General features: G+C 38.6%; 17 protein-coding genes. 9 read left to right on the top strand and 8 right to left on the bottom strand.

From position 1 onward, the window contains the following. Window positions 1–782 precede the first annotated feature (782 nt). On the top strand, window positions 783–2,369 hold the full coding sequence (locus H6G44_RS13470; RefSeq protein WP_190386987.1) for a helix-turn-helix domain-containing protein: 1,587 nt from the start codon (window positions 783–785) through the stop codon (window positions 2,367–2,369). 239 nt (window positions 2,370–2,608) lie between these two features. Then, on the top strand, window positions 2,609–3,331 hold the full coding sequence (locus H6G44_RS13465) for a hypothetical protein (protein ID WP_190386986.1): 723 nt from the start codon (window positions 2,609–2,611) through the stop codon (window positions 3,329–3,331). A gap of 251 nt (window positions 3,332–3,582) precedes the next feature. Here the strand turns inward: H6G44_RS13465 and H6G44_RS13460 are convergent, their stop codons facing one another. From H6G44_RS13460 to H6G44_RS13445, 4 genes are all read right to left on the bottom strand, one after another. Beyond that, window positions 3,583–4,908 (bottom strand): ABC transporter substrate-binding protein, encoded by a 1,326-nt coding sequence (locus H6G44_RS13460; protein WP_190386985.1) that lies wholly within the window; start codon window positions 4,906–4,908, stop codon window positions 3,583–3,585. 118 nt (window positions 4,909–5,026) lie between these two features. Then, window positions 5,027–5,827, bottom strand: a complete 801-nt coding sequence (locus H6G44_RS13455; protein ID WP_190386984.1) for an MBL fold metallo-hydrolase — start codon at window positions 5,825–5,827, stop codon at window positions 5,027–5,029. Window positions 5,828–5,923: 96 nt separating this feature from the next. Continuing rightward, complete coding sequence (locus H6G44_RS13450; protein ID WP_190386983.1) at window positions 5,924–6,670, bottom strand: circadian clock KaiB family protein; 747 nt, start codon at window positions 6,668–6,670, stop codon at window positions 5,924–5,926. 74 nt (window positions 6,671–6,744) lie between these two features. Then, on the bottom strand, window positions 6,745–8,028 hold the full coding sequence (locus H6G44_RS13445; RefSeq protein ID WP_190386982.1) for a type IV pilus twitching motility protein PilT: 1,284 nt from the start codon (window positions 8,026–8,028) through the stop codon (window positions 6,745–6,747). 614 nt (window positions 8,029–8,642) lie between these two features. Here H6G44_RS13445 and H6G44_RS13440 point away from each other — a divergent pair. From H6G44_RS13440 to H6G44_RS13415, 6 genes are all read left to right on the top strand, one after another. Continuing rightward, window positions 8,643–9,017 carry a hypothetical protein gene (locus H6G44_RS13440; RefSeq protein WP_190386981.1) on the top strand — a complete coding sequence of 125 codons (375 nt, stop codon included), beginning with the start codon at window positions 8,643–8,645 and terminating at the stop codon, window positions 9,015–9,017. A gap of 486 nt (window positions 9,018–9,503) precedes the next feature. Next, the gene (locus H6G44_RS13435; protein WP_190386980.1) at window positions 9,504–9,827 is read left to right on the top strand and encodes a hypothetical protein; all 324 of its coding nucleotides are present in this window, start codon (window positions 9,504–9,506) and stop codon (window positions 9,825–9,827) included. A 110-nt stretch (window positions 9,828–9,937) separates the two neighbouring features. Next, on the top strand, window positions 9,938–10,282 hold the full coding sequence (locus tag H6G44_RS13430; protein ID WP_190386979.1) for a hypothetical protein: 345 nt from the start codon (window positions 9,938–9,940) through the stop codon (window positions 10,280–10,282). Window positions 10,283–10,302: 20 nt separating this feature from the next. Then, entirely contained in the window at window positions 10,303–10,677 is a 375-nt protein-coding gene (locus tag H6G44_RS13425; protein WP_190386978.1) for a hypothetical protein, read from the top strand. A gap of 125 nt (window positions 10,678–10,802) precedes the next feature. Next, window positions 10,803–11,231: a hypothetical protein gene (locus H6G44_RS13420; protein ID WP_190386977.1), complete on the top strand. Its 429-nt coding sequence runs from the start codon at window positions 10,803–10,805 to the stop codon at window positions 11,229–11,231. Window positions 11,232–11,294: 63 nt separating this feature from the next. Next, on the top strand, window positions 11,295–11,795 hold the full coding sequence (locus H6G44_RS13415) for a hypothetical protein (protein WP_190386976.1): 501 nt from the start codon (window positions 11,295–11,297) through the stop codon (window positions 11,793–11,795). A gap of 72 nt (window positions 11,796–11,867) precedes the next feature. Here H6G44_RS13415 and opcA read toward each other — a convergent pair whose 3' ends face one another. From opcA to fbp, 3 genes are all read right to left on the bottom strand, one after another. Further along, a complete protein-coding gene (gene opcA, locus H6G44_RS13410) occupies window positions 11,868–13,229 on the bottom strand; it encodes a glucose-6-phosphate dehydrogenase assembly protein OpcA (RefSeq protein WP_199291820.1) in 1,362 nt (453 codons plus the stop codon). Between the two features lie 148 nt (window positions 13,230–13,377). Further along, complete coding sequence (zwf, locus tag H6G44_RS13405; RefSeq protein WP_190386975.1) at window positions 13,378–14,907, bottom strand: glucose-6-phosphate dehydrogenase; 1,530 nt, start codon at window positions 14,905–14,907, stop codon at window positions 13,378–13,380. Between the two features lie 236 nt (window positions 14,908–15,143). Beyond that, complete coding sequence (fbp, locus tag H6G44_RS13400; RefSeq protein WP_190386974.1) at window positions 15,144–16,169, bottom strand: class 1 fructose-bisphosphatase; 1,026 nt, start codon at window positions 16,167–16,169, stop codon at window positions 15,144–15,146. Between the two features lie 397 nt (window positions 16,170–16,566). On the opposite strand from fbp, the gene crcB reads away from it, so the two are divergent. After that, window positions 16,567–16,965 (top strand): fluoride efflux transporter CrcB, encoded by a 399-nt coding sequence (gene crcB / locus H6G44_RS13395; protein ID WP_190386973.1) that lies wholly within the window; start codon window positions 16,567–16,569, stop codon window positions 16,963–16,965. A gap of 121 nt (window positions 16,966–17,086) precedes the next feature. Here crcB and H6G44_RS13390 read toward each other — a convergent pair whose 3' ends face one another. Beyond that, window positions 17,087–17,878 (bottom strand): SDR family NAD(P)-dependent oxidoreductase, encoded by a 792-nt coding sequence (locus H6G44_RS13390; protein WP_190386972.1) that lies wholly within the window; start codon window positions 17,876–17,878, stop codon window positions 17,087–17,089. Window positions 17,879–18,576 lie beyond the last annotated feature (698 nt).

Genomic DNA, 18,576 nt, shown 5'->3' with positions numbered 1-18,576 from the left:
AGATATTAGTTAATCCTTTAATATTCATACTAGCCTGATATTTCATTTTTTTTATCACAAAAGTTAACTTTTTTATCAAATTTTGATGACTTGCTAAATAATATTATTTATTTTTGCTTGTTTCCAAATCTTAAATGATATTATTTATTGATAACTTTGGATTGTGTACTTAGATAAAAAGCTTATTAGTCAAATATTTCCAGGATTGTGTTTAAATTTATTTTCTCAATAAGTCTTAGTAAATAAGCCTAAAATTATTTCATTAATAATAATTAAAATCAACTATTAAATATTATTATTAGCCCGATTGACTTCCTATTTGCCAATATTTTTTAACTAGATCACAAGATCCTGCCAAAAGTGTTTACAAATACAAACTTAAAACACAATTTTGTTAATGTTTGACCTCTGTTATTTTCTATTCTCTATTATCTCCTATAAGATGTTACTCAAAAACATTCAGACTAATTTATATAGCCCAAAATAAACATTATGACAGTAAATATCCAGGTAAATATTAAGAAATCCTGCCAAGCTCATACTGAACAATCTTATTGAAATCTTTATGAAAAGTATAGTTAATGAAGAAGCAATGAAGCCTAACTTTGCCAAACATCAATAGATACAAAATCTGGCTTCATTAACCCCTATGAGTAATTAATTAGACGAGCAAACTATGTTCTCGTTATAGAGGTAATTTGGTAGCCAGTTATGAATCAAAAGGGCAAATTCAGGGGAGACTTGAGCCAAACATCTCAACAATTCAAGTAGGAAGACGGACTATGCCGCATATAATTCCTAACCACAGTTGTGTGGGATGTGACAACTGCCGACCCCTATGTCCTACGGGTGCAATTAAAATTGCAGATGATGAATATTGGGTTGATTCTACTCTTTGTAATAATTGTCATGGCTATTATTCACAACCACAATGTGTAATTGCTTGTCCAACAAATGCGCCCATACCTTTACACGCAAAAAAAGGAAGATGCAAAGTTGAACCACGAGATGCTACCAGTCCAGATTTATTTTCTAATGGCAAGAATAACCCTTTCGCTTCAGCCATAGTTATCTGGGAAGCTTGCAATTTACTCGCACAACGAACATCTTTATCATGGGAAAAAGATCAGCAAGGAAATTTACATTACAGTCGCTCAGTTAATCAAGGACGAGGGAAAATTTCCTTTCACATCCAAAACCTATTTCCAGTTAATAACCCGACTAATAATTTACAAACAATTGATTATTTAGACATTCGTGCTGCTTGTATCCATCTCATTTTTGCTGCTCAAATTACAGCCCTAGACCAACCTTGGGAAGAAGAATTTACAATCGATGAACGACAAATTGAACAGTATTTGGGCTTAGAAAAACGTAAAGATCTTAGCAAAAGTACCAAACTCGGTTTAATTAAAAACATCGTTTATCAAACTTGTTCTCTCATGGTTTCTATTGACTGGCCACAACAAGGTAGAGTCCCCAGTTTTGCAATTAAAGATACTTATCTATGGAATTTGATAGATACTCAACATCATTTTCAAGAAGATGATCAAGGTTGTAAATATTTAATTGGACTGACATTTACAGTCAAAGCTGGAATTTGGACTAAACATTTTTTCAACAGACAAGGATGTAAAGAACGCAGCACATTTTATCAATATGGTAGTCTTCCTAAAACCTTATTAACCACAGTTATGAGTTTGTGGCAACAACATGAAGGTGCGGTAAGACTCATGCTTTGGTTATTATTTAAAACCAAAATGGGTAGAGAACAACGCATTACTATTCCTACCTTACTGCGCGTTGCTTATGGTGAGGAAAAAGTCAACCAAGCTGCTAGACATAGGGAAGAACGCAAACGCCTAATTAAAGCTTATGAAAATGATTTAGAAGTTCTCAATCATTATGGAGTAAAGCCATTATTTGATCCTGTCACCTATCCTCCAGAAATTCAACCTTTATGGGCAAAATTAATTGATATCCCCGAAGATCCAGAGGAAGCTTTAGAATTTTGGATTAATGATGGTAGTGGTGAAAATCGTCTCACAGACAGCGGACCACGTGGTAAATGGAATTTGCTAATGAATGCACGAATTTCATCTTTTGAACTCCCCCTAGACTGGGATAAACGTTCAGAATTAGATAAAAAACAACGTCGCACCACCAAAGCCAAAAGTAATAATCAACAAACGGGTAATTTACTGGGGGAACAGGTAATAGAAGGACGCAAAAAAATGAACCTTTCCCAAAGAGAATTAGCAAAGCTCATGGAAAAAAGCCAAAGTTGGATTCGTGATGTAGAGAAAGGTCGTTTAAAAGCTAAACTAGATGATCAAATGCTCCTAAAACAATTGCTAGATATTTCTTAAAATATGGGGGTAAATCAGAAAATCTCTGATCCACAGAGGTCGCGCTCCCAATTGTATAGCATTCTATTAATTACCGCTATAGCTTTTTTCTGGAATTATTCCCTAATACAATTTTGTCAATTAAACAAAATCAAGATGCAAATTTTGTTTTTTTGTGTTAAATGGTGAATATTAGCGAAATTTGTTAACTTGAGATTATATCTAGATAGGTATCAATCTTAATTTATTGAGGAGTGAACATGACTGATATTATTTTTCGTAAAAGTTGTTTAACCGCACCTAGTTTTACAGCTTTGGTAGTTTTAAGTAGCGCACTTTCCGTAAATGCTCAGACAGTCTTACCAGAAACCATTATTCCTCCTAACAACCAAGTATCAATATCTACCGTTTCTACAGAAGAAATAGCCTCTCGGACAATCACACCCAGACCAGGAACAGTAGAAACTTCATCACTCATGCTCAATTCTGGTTCTCCAGAAGCTACTGAAAAAATAGAACCAGCTAATCACATAGCACAAAGTCCAATTGGTATAGGTAGAACCACTCGTGGTGGTAGTAGCTATATCGGTGTTGGTACAAATATTGGTGCTTCTGGTAACTATTCAAGCTTGAGTGATGGTAACTTCACCATTATCAGTAAAGTTGGTCTTACCAAAACCTTATCCGTTAGACCATCCGTAATACTAGGAACAGATACAACATTTCTCGTTCCTATTACTTACGACTTTTCTTTTAAATCACCAGACCCATTTACCGAACCCTTACCTATAGCTCCTTATGTGGGAGTAGGTGCAGCTATTAGAACAGGTGATACATCTAACACGGCTGTTTTAGTAACTGGTGGTATAGATGTACCTCTTAATAGTAGTTTAACCGCTACAGCCTCCGTAAATGCTGGATTTTTTGATAAAACCGATGTTGGGGTTTTGTTAGGAGTTGGTTATAACTTCCGGGGGTTTTAAAAGCTAGTAGGGGCGCGGAGACTGCGCCCAATCAAGGTTTAAACAGGAAAGGAAAAAAATTTCTCCCCTTTCCGCTCCCCTACCTCATCTACTTAGGACTAACTTTTTGACATACTCACCGTCCTAAAGGAGCGGTGATTCTTGACACTTCACTGGAACACGCCACAAGTGGTCTTATCGTCCCTCTATGTCCGTTTAAAGTCTCCCAATGCCCTATGGCGACTATACCCAAATTATAACATAAAGCCGTCCTAGAAGGACGGGGCTTGTATCCCAGATTTTTGGTCAATTACCCTAATTTTACCATCATCACCCACAGTCCAGACATCGTAAGTACCAATGACATCGCCATTAGCATCAACATCTACATCACCGCTTGCGCCTTGGTAATTAATTTGTTTTCCTTCTTTCAGTAGCTTCAATCCTTCACAGACATCGCTAACTGGTGTACCACTACCAGCGGCTACTTCCCGCAGTTTACCAGCAATAGCAACCCCTGTATTTTCCTTAGCAGCTTGGGCGGCTAATACCAATAAGGCCGCAGCGTCCCAAGCTTGAGGTGCGTATTCCCCTGGGGAAGTTCCTTTTTTATCTTTCCAAAGTTTATTAAAGTTTTCCAAACCTGGACCACTAGAACCGGGAACTGTACCAATTGCTCCAGATAAGATATATTTACCATCACTACCTTTGCCAACTTGATCGGGGAAAGTAGGGGATTTTACGCCATCTGTAAGTAAAATTTGTACTCCTTTGGTTACACCTTGCTGATAAGCAGCTTTCAGGAATAAACTTCCAGTTTCTGCATATAATACTGCTAAAACTGCATCTGGTTTCCCAGCAAATGCAGATGCTGCTTCTGTATCAAAAGTTTGCGCCTTGGGATCATAGCGAACAGGCTTATCTTTATTAACTACTGTGCCGCCTAATTTCTCAAAAGTTTGCACAAATGCTTTTTCAAAACCTACGCCATAATCATTATTAATCACTACTGTAGAAACTCGTTTAAAGCCTTTTTTCCGAGCGAGTTGGGCTAAAGCTAATGCTTGGTAAGTATCAGGAGGAGCAGTTCGCGCCCAAAAGCCTTTAAAGTCGCCTTTTTGAGCTTTTTCAGTAAATACAGGGCTGGTGCTACCGGGAGAAATCAGCATGACTTTACTAGGTACAGCTACGGAAACCGCTGCGGTAGAAACACTACTAGCAAAAGAACCGACTACACCACCAACTTGATCTAAAGTGGCTAATTTGGTCATTCCCGCAGCACCTGCTTTGGGGTCTGTTTGGTCGTCTACTTGTATTAAAGTGACTTTTTCACCATTGACACCCCCACAAGCGTTAACTGTGTCTACCAGCAAGGGAACAGAACCAACCATTTGCTGTCCAATGGAAGCTAAGTCACCAGTGGTGGGTAATAAACTACCAATTTTCAATCCTTTAGTATCACTGGTTGTCGTGGTAGCTGTTGGTGAAGCGGTAGTAACTTCCGTAGAAGGCGGTTTAGAACTTTCACAAGCAGCTAAAAAGAAACCGCTGGCTATTGTAGCTATACTTAAAGCTAGAGAGACACGAATTTTAGACATAGTTTAGTCACACTCCTCAGATATTTAGAAGACTTGATGTAGTCAAATTGATATCAAGTGCTTCAACCGCAAATAATAACATCTTTGTAACTTACCTACCAGAAATCAATTTCAAGCCTTATTTCTTCGTTTTATCGGTGTTTTCTATAGTTGATTTTTCCATTATGCAAACACTAACTTTTTCACCGGGGTGAGGATTTATTACCTTTGTTGTTAAATTGTTATTTTCCAATAAAGTCTGAAATTCTGCTGTATTTCCCCTAGTTTGCAGAAATTTTATCAATATTCCCTCAAAAACAATATCCCCTCCGGCTGCGGTAGGGAGGATAAATTCGGGTTTTACGGATTTTACCAGTTCTAGGGCACTATTCATACCTTTGATAATCGGACTAAGTAGAGTTAAACTTAAATCAATGATAGGTGTAATTACTACGTCAATGGGCGCTATTTCTTGGAGTTGGGGGGAATGATAGCCATGAGGTTCATAATACAATGTAGAATTATTGGCTAGGTCTTTGAGCAAATAACCATTTTCTAATAAAGTAGGTCCTATGGGAGAACCGGGAAAAGCTTTGATTTCTATGTGATGATTTAAGGTGAAGGTTTCACCATGATTGAGATTGATAATTTGTTGATAACCCAGTTGTTTGACAACTTTAGCCGCATTGGGAGAAGCGACAACGGGGATATTTTTGTTAAGCTGTTTTAAGGTGGGTGGGTGTGCGTGATCTTCCAAGCCTTGAGAAAGGAGAATTAAATCTATTTTATCTGGTATTGACCGATCTTGAGTACGAGAACCTTTAAATAACCAATCTAAATTATTAAAGGTTAAATCACCAATTAACCAGGGGTCAATAAGTATTCGCTGTTCACCAATTTCAATTAACCAACTATTACTATCTAACCAAGTAAAGTTCATATTTACAAAAATTCTCAGGTTTTAACTTTTAATATTTGATCATCTACCAAATTAGTCAAAAATTCTTTCTTTTTTTGGTTCTCATTCCTGTTTAATTCATTGTCCTGCTAACATTTGTAAAATTTTATCCACATTATCCAAATTACCAACCATCCGTCGAATAGGATGGGGACAAACCTTAACTAAGGTAGGAGTAGCGGAAACTTGATCAATTTCTGCCTGTTCTGGATTTGTGAGCACATCAATCACTTTAAGAGTATAAGGATATTTTAGCGATCGCTCCAATAATTCGTGTAAGTTTTGTAAAATTTTTTCTGTAGTCACACTATGACCCGCAACAAACAAGCGCAAAATAAAACCGGGTGCACCTGAGATACTTTCTAGCACTGGTTGGGTATTAATAGCTGATGGCTGTAAACGCACAATTAAATCATGATCTTGCCAAAGCTGAGGAAATACAGTGCGATAAGTTGATAATACCAAGCGATCGCACAATTGATCCTGCCAAGGTGCTGATTGCCAGATTAAATTCCTAGTCCCAAAAATCGCATTGAGGACAGCTTGATGACGCATAACTGCGGGATAAGCCTCCGCAAAAACTTGAACTTTTTGAGTCTGAGGATTTAACCAGTGATCAATAGTTGCAGTATAACAAGGAACTAAAAAATGTGGCGGTTCTGGCAAATCGAGGATTTCCTGCAAAGCCGCACACAGATTTAAATGCCATCGTCCTTGTTTACTATAATCAATACAATAAATTAGATCTCCCCCAGGTGTAAACAAGGCAATACCCTTGAATAATTGGGGTTTAGATAGTTGTTTGTCTAGATTTAACTTAGTCACAGGTACTGAGAACAGAGAGCAGGGAAAGATATTTCCCACGGACAACTAACAACTGACCAAGGACAACTGACAAATTAAACACGACCTCGGAGAAACTGCGCCATTTCATTAGGAGTTGGCGACATTTCTAAAGCAGTTTCTTCCGTAATCCGGCCTTCTTGATAAAGATTGAGCAGAGACTGATTCATTGTCACCATGCCATCAAAACCAGCTTGTTTCATTAATTCTGCAATTTCATCATACTTACCGTCCTTCACCCAGTCCTTAACAGCTTCAGTATTAATGAGAATATCATGGAAAGCTGCCCGTTTACCATCTGTAGTCCGGCACAAACCTTGAGCAATGACAGCTACCAAGGATTCAGCAAGTGCTATCCGCATAGCATCTTGTTCTTCACCTGAATACAAATTAAGAATCCGTTCAATAGTTTTAACCGCACTATTGGTGTGCAGAGTTCCCATTACCAAGTGACCCGTTTGCGCTGCCTTCAGTGCCGTATTTACAGTTTCCTTATCCCGCATTTCCCCCACCAGAATCAAATCTGGATCTTCCCGTAAAGCCGCTTTTAAGGCGTGATCAAACTTGTGGGTATGCATTCCCACTTCCCGCTGTTTAACCAAAGACTTACGACTTTGGTGAACAAATTCTACCGGATCTTCAATCGTAATAATATGCTTAGGCATCTCCCGATTAATATAGTCCACCATGGCTGCCATTGTCGTGGATTTACCTGAACCAGTCGGACCTGTCACCAAAACTAATCCTTTGTGATAATGACAAACATCTCGTAACACTGGTGGTAAGCGCAACTGCTCCATAGACAGAATTTTCAGAGGAATTAATCGCAGTACCATGGCATAACCACGCAGGGAATCAAACACATTAATCCGTACACGGGCAAAATCATACTGCGTCGCACCATCAAATTCTAACTGTTCTTGAAACCTTTGAATTTCTGCATCAGTGAGAATCTCCCGCAACCAACTCATAAAAGTCGGTTTATCAGTTTCGGGGTAATTTGTGGTCAGAATCTCCCCACGGTTGCGGAAGCGGGGTATTTCTCCTACTCCTAAGTGAACATCAGAGTAATCTTTATCAAATGCTTCTTGAATAAGCTGTGCCAGCCTAAGTCCTGAAGGGTTATTTTTGGGAGTAGTTGAATTTACAGATCCAGATGGTGGCGCTGGTATTCGTGGTTTTGTTAATACATCTGTAGTAATTATTGGCAGTGGTGGCACTGGTATCTGTAAATCCTTTGCCGGTTGACGCTGTGTCATTGGCAATGGTGCTGTCGCCGCTGTTGGTAATGGTGGGGGTGGAGGAGGAGGTGTCATTCTCCGTGTTTGTGGTTCTGTCATATATTTTTACTTTTGCTGATTGTGATTTTTAGTGGGTAATTTACTTGTTAGTAATTAGGAAAAAAATATTTTTCTTTTATGCCTTTTCCCTGCCTTGGTTATGCAGCTTTTTTTGTCGGTTATCCACTAATATACACATTTTTTAACACCTAGGATCTAACCTGAGTTTTCTGTAATCTCTATGTAATAAATCGGTAGCTAATAGCAAATATGATTACATATAAAAATACGGATAAAGTTCAGAAAGATTCCGAATAATCTACTTTTTGCAACCCATTTTTGATCACCTCTTGATGAATTATGAGAAATTACCCTGTTTCTTATAATAAATGTTAAGCATATCAGCAATAAGATCGCGGGGATCAATATTTAGTTCTCATCTATCCTTAGTCCATATTTCTGAAGACATACACCAAAACTCTTTTCCCTCCCTGGGGGTATACATGAATTGCCATTCGTGAGCCGAAAAATTAATTGTAAACTTTAGTAAAGAAATGCTCATTTTGCAGCCAAGATTTTATATACTAAATTTCAATGAAACAAAATCAGTTAATTCGCTTTCGAGTGATAAACAACTGAAATTTAAACTTGCTGTGTATTTAGGAGGAAAAGTCATGGTTTCTGCCCAAAGCTCTAATCTAGTTCGGACCCACTCCTTGTTAATGATGAGAAGCTTTTTAATCTGGACATTTACATTGGCAGTGTGCTTGTTAGTCGTCGGTTTTCCATTAGTTGTATTAATGGCTACTGTTGGCTGTTTATTGTCCATCGTTTTGCAATCTGTTATCCCTGCTAGTGCTGTATTAGTTGTGGCAGGTGGTTTAGTAATGTTTAATGTCATGGCAGTATTAGTTACTGCTGGAGTGCTAACCGCTAAAGGAATTCATCCTAAGGAAATAAAATGGTTAAATTGGTTACATGATAAAGGTGAAAAAGCCCAAACTACTGTTTATGCAGCTTGTCCCCTAACTTGTGAAATTAACCAATAATTACATTAGCTATAACTCGACAACAGTACATCTGCCCGGTTCGTCCGGGTTTTTTGATGGCAGTCCTAAAAGTCCGTATTCTGACCGAAAAGACGGGACACAAGCCCCGTCCTTCTAGAAAGGCTTTATGTTAAAATTTGGTCATAGTCGCCTTATGGCATTGGGAGACTTTAAACGGACATGGAGAGACGATAAGACCACTTGTGGCGTGTTTCATTGAAGTGTCAAGAATCACCGCACCTTCAGGTCGGTGAGTATGTCAAAAATCAGTAATAACTTACGAAAGACTGACAGAGGATTTGCATAAACTTTTAAAAGCACTTGACACCTTATTGTACATACTGTACACTTAGTTTGTAGCTCAGATAGAAATGAAAAACAGAAAACAAAGGACGGGCGGGGGTGCTTTTAGACTTTTGTTCTCAAAATGGAATAAAATCTGAGTAAATAGGTCAAATTTGCATTGTTAAACTCATAGGATTAACCATGAATAAGCTTATCTTGGCTTTACTAACTGTTGGCGCTATTGCCACTGCTGCTATTCCTGCTAATGCTGATGAGATTGGTAACGTCCAAACATCAGACCAAAATTCTGTAATTACAGGTACTGGTAACGTCACTAATCAAAGAGTCGACCAACGCGGACAAGTAAACCGAAAAGTTAACAGATCTGGAGATGGAGTCCCTGGAGACTCTGCAAATATCCAAGATGCTCGTCAAAATTCTGATGTGCTTGGAGATGGTAACCTAACTAACCAGCAGACAAGACAAGGGTACAAAGAAAAACGCACCCTCAGAGAGAGACAGTAAGCTCCTTAGGTTGGTAATTACTGCTTATTGGTAGATTGAATGTAGGGGTAATACAATTATTGGCTTTATCTCTACTTTTTCTCTGTAAATTTAGTTTAGGTACATTACTCGTGCAATTTGGCAAACTTAAACTTTTACTAGTTACATTGGCTTTGCTATTCCCTATGGTAGCTCAAGCGGGTGAAATGAATATGCAAGTGGGAAAAATCAAAATTAATAGAGACTATCGAGGAAATACTACGGTAAATACAGGGAAAACGAAGTTAAATTCTCGACCTGATATATCCCGTACCCGGAGAACTGTAGATTCTGTGAATAGAAGTAGAAATATCAACACATTGAGACGGAATTGTACTGAGTCTAACAATGAAGCTGTGAGCCAACAAACTATAAAAACTAGAGGTTCTAACCAGCAAAGAACTCAAACAAATACTGTATCCGTTTCTTGTAATTAATTGTGATTAGGAGGGTATAAATGCAGTGCAATTTTTTGTCTACAAGTAGTATATCGGCCTTATTAGTTCTGACATTGACAACAGTATTTACAGAATCTGCCTTTGCTCAGTGTGTAAATTCTCACGTTGGTGTCCAATTAAATATTTCCCGACTTCCAGCGAAACAAGGTTCTAATATCGAAATGGAAAGTACAGGACCTTGTACGGGAAATGTTAATTCTTCTACTGCAACACAAGTGAATATTGGCGGTCAAGGACAAGCTGAACAACAACAAAATGTAAATCAGCAAATACGAGGTGGTAGAGGTAATCCTACAGGTGTTAATGGATCAACTATTAACAATAGTGTAGTTATACCCATAAATGTTAAAACACCTAAGAATTTTAATCGCTAGAAATTAGGAATTTTTCCTTTTTTGTGATTTTTATGTAAGGGTTTAGTATTGCTAAACTCTTCCTAAAAAATTCAATGTTTAAAAAATAAATATTTTAATTACCCACACAATAGGACAAAGGAAAAATGAATATTAACCAAATAGTTAACATAACATTTTGTTCTGTTATTTTAACTCTGAGTATGTCTGTTTTCATGCCTAATTTAGTTTTTGCTAATTCTCATTATCTCAAGGATAGCAAACAAGAAACGACTATTAATTTAACTGAGGATGATCTCCAGGAAGACTTGCTTTTAAAAATTAATACTGCGAATAATTTCGCTGGAAATATTAAAATAAATGGCAAGAATATTCAAAAAATAGAAGGTAATAGTACAAAAATTTCTATTTTTAAGCTTTTACAAAAAGGTAAAAATATTCTAGAAATTAATGGTGTTCAGAAATCTACTGGAGCTAATTTGCAAGTAGAATTAACAGGAACAAATACACAGATTTCTCAAGAAAGTGGAGGTAGTGGTAATATTCAGCATACTTTAGTTATTAATGTACCTTAGAACAATAGTTTTTTTGATAAAGTCAAAATTTTGTCTTCAATATCAGGGGTAAAAAACAAAATTATGTTCACAAGAAAAATCTTCTTATTTACTACTAGCATTAGTTATCTGCTAATATCGGAATTAATAGTAAATAGACCTGCTTTCTCTCAGTCTGCTCCCCAAAGCACTAATAGCAATTCTCAAATAACAGGGGAGTACAATAATGTTTTTCAGACTCCTAATCAAAATAGCAATCTTAATGTATTTAACTTTCCCAATATATACCCACTGAATCATTCTATTGATACTCCTGTGAATACAGAAAATGATTTTGGGTTTAATGTTTCTGCGGGTGTAAATACTCTTGATTCTAATAATGTAACAGTGTATTTAGGGGTTATTTTTCAGCCCGGTAGAACTGATTCACATAAAATCAGAATGCAAAAGATTGTCAGGGAAACAGAGTTATTAGAAACACAAAAAAAGATTGCTGAAGGACAACTTTTATTAGTGCAAAAACAAATTTCCGAAGCAGAATTGAAATTACAAAAGTTGTCACCCACAAATAATCAAAATGAGTAAAAACATAATACAAAACTAGGGAAATTTATTTAATTAGGGTGGGTAATAGTATTACCCATTACCCATTACCTATTACCCTAACTTAATAGTGTTACCAATGAGAGTGAGACTTTCCTCAAATAAAGCTTCCCGTCCCCAGCGTTGTACCTGTTGACTTAATAAAGCTTCTGCTTTTTGTTCGGAAAGAGAACTTACCTGTTGAAACAAACCAGCAGATTGAGCGCCTCCATGGGTTTCCATTCGCATACAACCGCCTGTTTCTGAACAAATCACAGTACCACAATTGGCTTGAAGATTAGTAGAACTCAAGCGTAAACCAATTAAATCACCGACAATTTCCCCAATATCAGCAATGGGAACTCCTGCTAATTCAGCTTCTATGTGTCTTTGGTCTGGAGAGAGGAAACTAATGTATGTGATATCATAGTCACCCTTTTCCTCCCTATAGGAAACTGGTCGCCATTCCAAGCGACTAGCTAACCAACCCAGATATAATAATGCTTGAGCAGCATTACCTTTTTCATAGTCAATATTAACACGATCAATATCTTTCAGGGCAGCACGACGATTAGGCGCGTCATAAGCTTCTGCGGCTAATTCTTGCCATGCTGATAAACGTCGCCAATTCAAATCAGCCAGAGGTATACCAGATTCTACCAATTGTTGCAAGCTGATTAAATCATCTTCTGGTGTATTAAAGTTGCAAGAGTCAACAATGACATTATTGCAAACAGACGCTAAACGTCTAAACAAAGTATTACCAGCATCAGGTGTAGCTTTCCACCAAAGAAACTTAGGCAAACCACCAATTAATAAAGCGGGAATCATGCCACCAATGCGTTCTAAAGCTGCAACAGTACCAGTAAGGGTAATGTACTCACAACAGATAAGAGTGCTGGAAGATTGCTTTTGAATAGGACAATAGGCAGAAACTTGGGCTTTTACCCCTTCATCATCACCGGCAATGGGACATAAAGCAATAATTCGGCAAGGGTTACGGGTAGCAATTTCGTCAGCAATCGTGGGACTGGTAGGACTAAAAGTATACCCCATAGCAGCACCATGATTATCTCCATTAGGTCCAGTGCGCTGCTTTTGGAAATATTCAGCCCGTAAAGCCGTCAGAGTTTCGGGTGTAGCAGTACCGGTTTCTGGAAGGTGGTGCTTTTTCTGGACTTCCTGTAAAGCTGTTTTTGTTTGGGGTCCGAGAATACCGTCAACTGGACCCTTGTAAAAGCCGGTTGCAGTTAACAAATACTGAGTTTCTTCGGGTTCATAAACTACTAAAGTAAATGTTGTGGCGCGGGTAGCAGCGGGTAAACCACCGTCTTCCCCTTGCAGACCGTAACTTTGCCAAACTTGATTAAGTTCCACCTCAATTTCTGTGAGGGAAACATCCTTGGGTGCTTGCAAAGAAAAAATCGTAGAAACCATAGTTAATATTGTGTCTGTTGTTAGTTGTCAGTTGTTAGTTGTCCGTTGTCAGTTGTCCGTTGTTAGTTGTCCGTTGTTAGTTGTCCGTTGTTTTGCTACTTACCACTGACCACTGACCACTGACTATTGACCACTGACCAAGGACTAATTAAAGTCTGCGCCAGCGGCGGCCGTCTTGGTTAATTAATAATTCTGCTTCTTCTGGTTCCCAAGTACCAGCTTCATACTGAGGAATATTCGCAGGATTAGCTGGTAAATCCCATACAGATAAAGCCGGTGTAACTACTTGCCAAGCCGCTTCTACTTCGTCCGCCCGTGTAAACAAAGTTTGGTCGCCCATCATACAATCAAGGAAGAGACGATCATAGGCATCGGAAGTAGCAGAAATACCTAGAGAACCGTAACTAAAATCCATATCTACCGACCGGGTACGGAAATCACCACCGGGCATTTTCACATCAAACCGGAGGGAAATACCTTCATTGGGTTGTATTCGCATGGCCAAAACGTTGGCGTTTGTTTGTTGAGCCGCAGAGGGGAACATTCTCGAAGGAACTTCGCGGAAATGAATCGCAATTTCACTGACTTTTTTCGGCATCCGCTTACCAGTTCGTAGGTAAAAAGGAACACCTTGCCAACGCCAGTTATCTACCATGAACTTCATGGCTACGTAAGTAGGGGTAGTAGATTCAGGATTAACACCTGGTTCAGTTCGATACCCTGCCACCTGTTGACCTTTCATCCAACCCGCGCTGTATTGTCCACGAATTGCTGATTTTGACAAATTATTAACATCAGCTAAACGAGTCGCTTGTAATACTTTAACCTTTTCCGTGCGGATACTATCAGCATCCATAGAGTTAGGCGCTTCCATGGCGGTTAAACAGTAAAGCTGCATGAGGTGATTTTGCAGCATATCTCGCAAAGCACCCGCAGTTTCATAATAACCCGCCCGGTCTTCTACTCCCACGGTTTCGGCTACAGTAATTTGTACATGATCTACAAATTGCCGATTCCATAAAGGTTCAAAAATGGCATTAGCAAAGCGGAAAACCAGCAAGTTTTGAACTGTTTCTTTCCCTAAATAGTGGTCAAGACGATAAACTTGGTTTTCTTTACAAACCTTTTGTACGACTTGGTTGAGATTTTGAGCAGAAGCTAAATCACGACCAAAGGGTTTTTCAATGACTAACCGCTGTTTTTCGGGGTCTTCTAGCATTCCCGCTAACCCTAGCTGTTTAATGGCTTCAGGAAAGAAATTAGGGGCAACAGAGAGGTAAAACATCCGGTTTCCCCTTGTTCCCCGTTTCTCGTCCAATTCAGCTAATAGGGTTTTCAGTTTTTGGTATCCTGCGGGATCATCTATATTCCCAGGACAGTAAAATAAACCTTGGGAAAAGTCTTGCCAAAGTTCACCTAATTCTACATTAGCGTGAGCTTCAGCCATGCCTTTTTGCATTTGCTCGCGGAAGTATTCATGACTCCATTCCCGACGCGCTACACCCACAATGGTGGTTTCTGCGGGAATACGTCTTTCTCTCCGCAATTTGTACAGTGCTGGTACTAATTTACGCCAGGTTAGATCTCCAGAAGCACCAAAGATGACGATAATTTGTGGTTCGGGCATCCCTTGCTGCTGTAGACCTACGCGCAATGGATTTTCTAGCAGACTGACCATAGGATTTTAGATTTTAGATTTTAGATTTTGCCAGAGGTAAAGGGTAAGAAGAAAAAGATCTCTACTTCCTGATCTTTTCCTAAATTCCGCAATCTCCTCTATAGGTGAGAATAGCTTGACTTGACCTTTGAAAGAGTTCATGAATGACACGGAAAGGACACAGACAGGTTATTGCAAGTACATAGAATACAGAATCCTGGATTTATTCCTGTCTGATGGTTAAATCGGAATTTTGTCTAATTACCTATTTTGATAAAAGACATCACTTTTTCTACATTCTCTTTACTACCAATAATCAAGGGTGTCCGTTGATGCAGTTTGGTGGGGACTACATCTAAAATATCCATTGTTCCTGTAGTAGCTATACCTCCAGCTTGTTCAATTAAAAACGCTAAGGGAGCAGTTTCATACAATAGACGTAATTTACCTTCTGGTTTTTGTAATGTTCCTGGGTAGAGAAATACCCCACCCTGTAATAAAATTCTGTGAATATCGCTCACCATTGCTCCACTGTACCGAGAACTATATCCTTCTGTGCGATGAACATAACGAATATATTCTCTAAAGGGTTCATCCCATTGCCAGAAATTACCATCATTGACGCTATAGGTCGCGGCATGATTGGGCATTTTAATATTTTCTTCACAGAGAATAAATTCACCCAAACTAGGATCAAGAATGAAGGAATGTACTCCTGTACCGATGGTATACACAAGCATGGTACTTGGTCCATATAGAATATATCCTGCCGCTAATTGCTTGCGTCCATTTGCGAGTAAGTCTTTAGCTTCACCATCAATATCTGCTCCTTCCTGTTGACGAATGGCAAAAATAGAACCTAAACTGAGATTATTATCTGTGTTAGATGAACCATCAATGGGGTCATAAAGAAGAGTATAACGACCAATGGGGCAATTTTCCGGGATATAGTAGGGTTTTTCCATCTCTTCGGAAGCGAGACGACAAACTAAACCGCTTTGCTTGAAAACAGAGATAAATACTTCATTAGCATAAATATCCATCTTTTTGACGGATTCTCCCTGGATGTTGATTTCTCCAGTAAATCCTAGAACCCCTTCCATTAAACCAGCGCGACTCAACCGACGAGCCACTAATTTACCCGCTAAAGCGATACGGTTCATCAGCGCACTTAAATCCTGGGCATGGGGTCCAAAACTATGTAGTTGCTGAAGGATATGACGGGATAATGTTGTACAATCACGGTCTAGAGCTTTATCTGTGGACAAATCTACTTGAGTCATGTTAGTTACTTCCTAGCAATTTGCTGTGAGATTATGTTCATCTATGACGATTGTTGGTCGCTGCTTCTATTTTAGAAAGGGAATTTGATAACTTAAATGTGATTTTAGATAAACTAAAGAATTGAACTTTTGATTTGAAGACCCTTTACCTCTTTCAGGGGTCGGAGGCTGGGTATGGAGTTCAACTTAATAGCGGTTCTGCTTTGATTAAGATACAACAACTCCACCCAACACTGTTGGGGTAGGATATAATTAATTCAATATACCACTAGTACCGCAGGGCGGAAGTCAAAAGTCAAAAGTCAAAAATAATATAGAGTAAGCTTTTTGGCGATTGAGAATGGCCATTTTATTTACGCCGCAGTGTACTAGAGGTTAATTAAATAAAAGATTGATCATGTTACAACGGGCAGAAATTCGTGTTCCCATTGCTATTAGTCTGGGAGCAATAGCTGGGGCTTTAAGTCGTTATTATTTAACTTTGTGGTTGACAAATCGCTTAGGTTTTGGTTTTCCCTATGGGACTTTTTTTATTAATATTAGTGGTTGTTTAGCAATGGGCTTTTTCGCAACTTTGGCTATGGAAAAAACAGCACTGATTTCTCCAGAAGTTAAGTTGATTGTCGCTACAGGATTTTTAGGTGCATATACTACCTTTTCTACCTTTGGTTTAGATACAGTTGGTTTATTACAACGTGGTCATTGGTTAGCTGCTACTGGTTATTTTTTGGGTAGTACAATTTTGGGAATTATTAGTGTTCTATTGGGGATGATGATTGCTAGAATCTTTAATTAAAAATTCCGGTTTTGCAAAATGATCCTCCGGTCTCATTTACCGGAGAGATCCTGTCTATATAGGCAATTAAAGGATTTTTTTCTCCCGCAGAGGTGCTCTACAGAGATTCTTGATTTGAACTTTATCCTGCAGCATCAGGTAATGGTTTTTTGGGTGTTGCCAGTTGTAAGATGATATCTAGCAACCAAGGGGCGAGACGTTGGCATAATACGGCTAAGTGAGATTGCCAACCTACTAGGATTTCTGCTGTATCTTTTTCGATTCCAATTACGAGGGCTTGGGCGACTTGTTCGGGTGTCATGGGGATCACTCCGCGAAATGATTTCAAGTCGCGTACCATGTCTGTTTCGGTGAGAGAAGGAAGTAAAGCAATAACGCGGATATTGTGTTGGGCGAGTTCTTGACGTAGTGCCTGGGTAAATCCGACAATAGCAAACTTAGTAGCAGAATATGTGGCCATGGTCGGTGCGGCAACTTTCCCCATTAAACTGGAGACATTGACAATGATCCCTTTCTTTTGACTAACCATGCGTTTGGCTATCAAGCTGGTGAGGGTGTACATTCCCAATAAATTGACGGAGAGTTCTTCTTGCAATTGGGGGAGTTTTGATTGCAGAAATGAGTTTTGATGTGCGACTCCAGCGCAATTTACGAGTAGATGAATTGGACCATAACTGCGCCAAAGTTGGGCTACGGCTATATTGACGTTGATTGAGTGAGTTAAGTCTAAGGCCATGATTGTAGTTTCTACGCCCAGGGACTCGATTTCTGCGGCTACTTCGGCTAACTTTTGACGATCGCGTGCTAACAATATTAACCTTTTCATGCCTTGTTTGGCTAATTCTAAGGCGATCGCTTTGCCAATGCCACGGGAAGCCCCGGTAATGAGTGCAACTTTTCCTTGAATCTTCATCGGTTTTCACCTCTAAATTATTGATTTTTTGTCTCCATGCATTGCCTTTTTTGCAATTGGCAGGTAAGACAATTGATGAACGGTAAACAAAAATCAAATCTCAATTGAGTGACAATAATCGCTATATTTGGCGTGATAACTTAGGAGTCATCCGCCACATAATCGGGGCTAATTTTTCTGCTCATTTGCAATACCCCTAAAGCAGAATTTCTTGATTGTCACCATGAGAATCATCAACATAAAAGACTTTTGGCAGGATGGATAAGGCTCATTGATTTTACCTCTCTATTTTTCCGAGCATTCACCAGTGCTGTCGTACCTACACACATTAGCAACTAAATCCAGTTCTGGCAATCTTTTCTCATCAGGATTTCTTAACAGTCACTTTCATAAAATATATATTGCCATCTTCATTTATATAAGTTTTTCTTAATAGTGAGACGTTAATATCTTGATCCCCTCACAATTCCTGATTTTTTGTGATCATCAATACATTTTAATAACTTATTTAAGACAAAATATTCTAGTTAATTTGTCATGTATTAGTGATATTTTTCGGTAAAATAGGACTAATTTATCAAAATACAGAAGTGTTGAATGTTAAGAAAAGCCTGATAAAAATAGCCAAAAATATGTTAAATTTTGGGCGAAGGATTAAAATATTTTGATTAACCATGATCATAAACTCATTTCCCAAG

It is taken from the genome of Aphanizomenon flos-aquae FACHB-1287 (assembly GCF_014698755.1).
Taxonomy (GTDB): Bacteria; Cyanobacteriota; Cyanobacteriia; order Cyanobacteriales; family Nostocaceae; genus Dolichospermum; species Dolichospermum flosaquae.
The sequence above is the reverse complement of the archived record's forward strand: the minus strand, read 5'-3'. Positions and strand labels throughout refer to the sequence as shown.

What these genes read in the sequence shown, in the direction of transcription:
- H6G44_RS13415 (WP_190386976.1), top strand. Translation starts at nt 11,295, where the DNA reads ATGTTCACAAGAAAAATCTTCTTATTTACTACTAGCATTAGTTATCTG.
- H6G44_RS13465 (WP_190386986.1), top strand. Translation starts at nt 2,609, where the DNA reads ATGACTGATATTATTTTTCGTAAAAGTTGTTTAACCGCACCTAGTTTT.
- H6G44_RS13425 (WP_190386978.1), top strand. Translation starts at nt 10,303, where the DNA reads ATGCAGTGCAATTTTTTGTCTACAAGTAGTATATCGGCCTTATTAGTT.
- H6G44_RS13445 (WP_190386982.1), bottom strand. Translation starts at nt 8,028, where the DNA reads ATGACAGAACCACAAACACGGAGAATGACACCTCCTCCTCCACCCCCA.
- H6G44_RS13390 (WP_190386972.1), bottom strand. Translation starts at nt 17,878, where the DNA reads ATGAAGATTCAAGGAAAAGTTGCACTCATTACCGGGGCTTCCCGTGGC.
- H6G44_RS13455 (WP_190386984.1), bottom strand. Translation starts at nt 5,827, where the DNA reads ATGAACTTTACTTGGTTAGATAGTAATAGTTGGTTAATTGAAATTGGT.
- H6G44_RS13435 (WP_190386980.1), top strand. Translation starts at nt 9,504, where the DNA reads ATGAATAAGCTTATCTTGGCTTTACTAACTGTTGGCGCTATTGCCACT.
- opcA (WP_199291820.1), bottom strand. Translation starts at nt 13,229, where the DNA reads ATGGTTTCTACGATTTTTTCTTTGCAAGCACCCAAGGATGTTTCCCTC.
- crcB (WP_190386973.1), top strand. Translation starts at nt 16,567, where the DNA reads ATGTTACAACGGGCAGAAATTCGTGTTCCCATTGCTATTAGTCTGGGA.
- H6G44_RS13420 (WP_190386977.1), top strand. Translation starts at nt 10,803, where the DNA reads ATGAATATTAACCAAATAGTTAACATAACATTTTGTTCTGTTATTTTA.
- zwf (WP_190386975.1), bottom strand. Translation starts at nt 14,907, where the DNA reads ATGGTCAGTCTGCTAGAAAATCCATTGCGCGTAGGTCTACAGCAGCAA.
- H6G44_RS13440 (WP_190386981.1), top strand. Translation starts at nt 8,643, where the DNA reads ATGGTTTCTGCCCAAAGCTCTAATCTAGTTCGGACCCACTCCTTGTTA.
- H6G44_RS13460 (WP_190386985.1), bottom strand. Translation starts at nt 4,908, where the DNA reads ATGTCTAAAATTCGTGTCTCTCTAGCTTTAAGTATAGCTACAATAGCC.
- fbp (WP_190386974.1), bottom strand. Translation starts at nt 16,169, where the DNA reads ATGACTCAAGTAGATTTGTCCACAGATAAAGCTCTAGACCGTGATTGT.
- H6G44_RS13470 (WP_190386987.1), top strand. Translation starts at nt 783, where the DNA reads ATGCCGCATATAATTCCTAACCACAGTTGTGTGGGATGTGACAACTGC.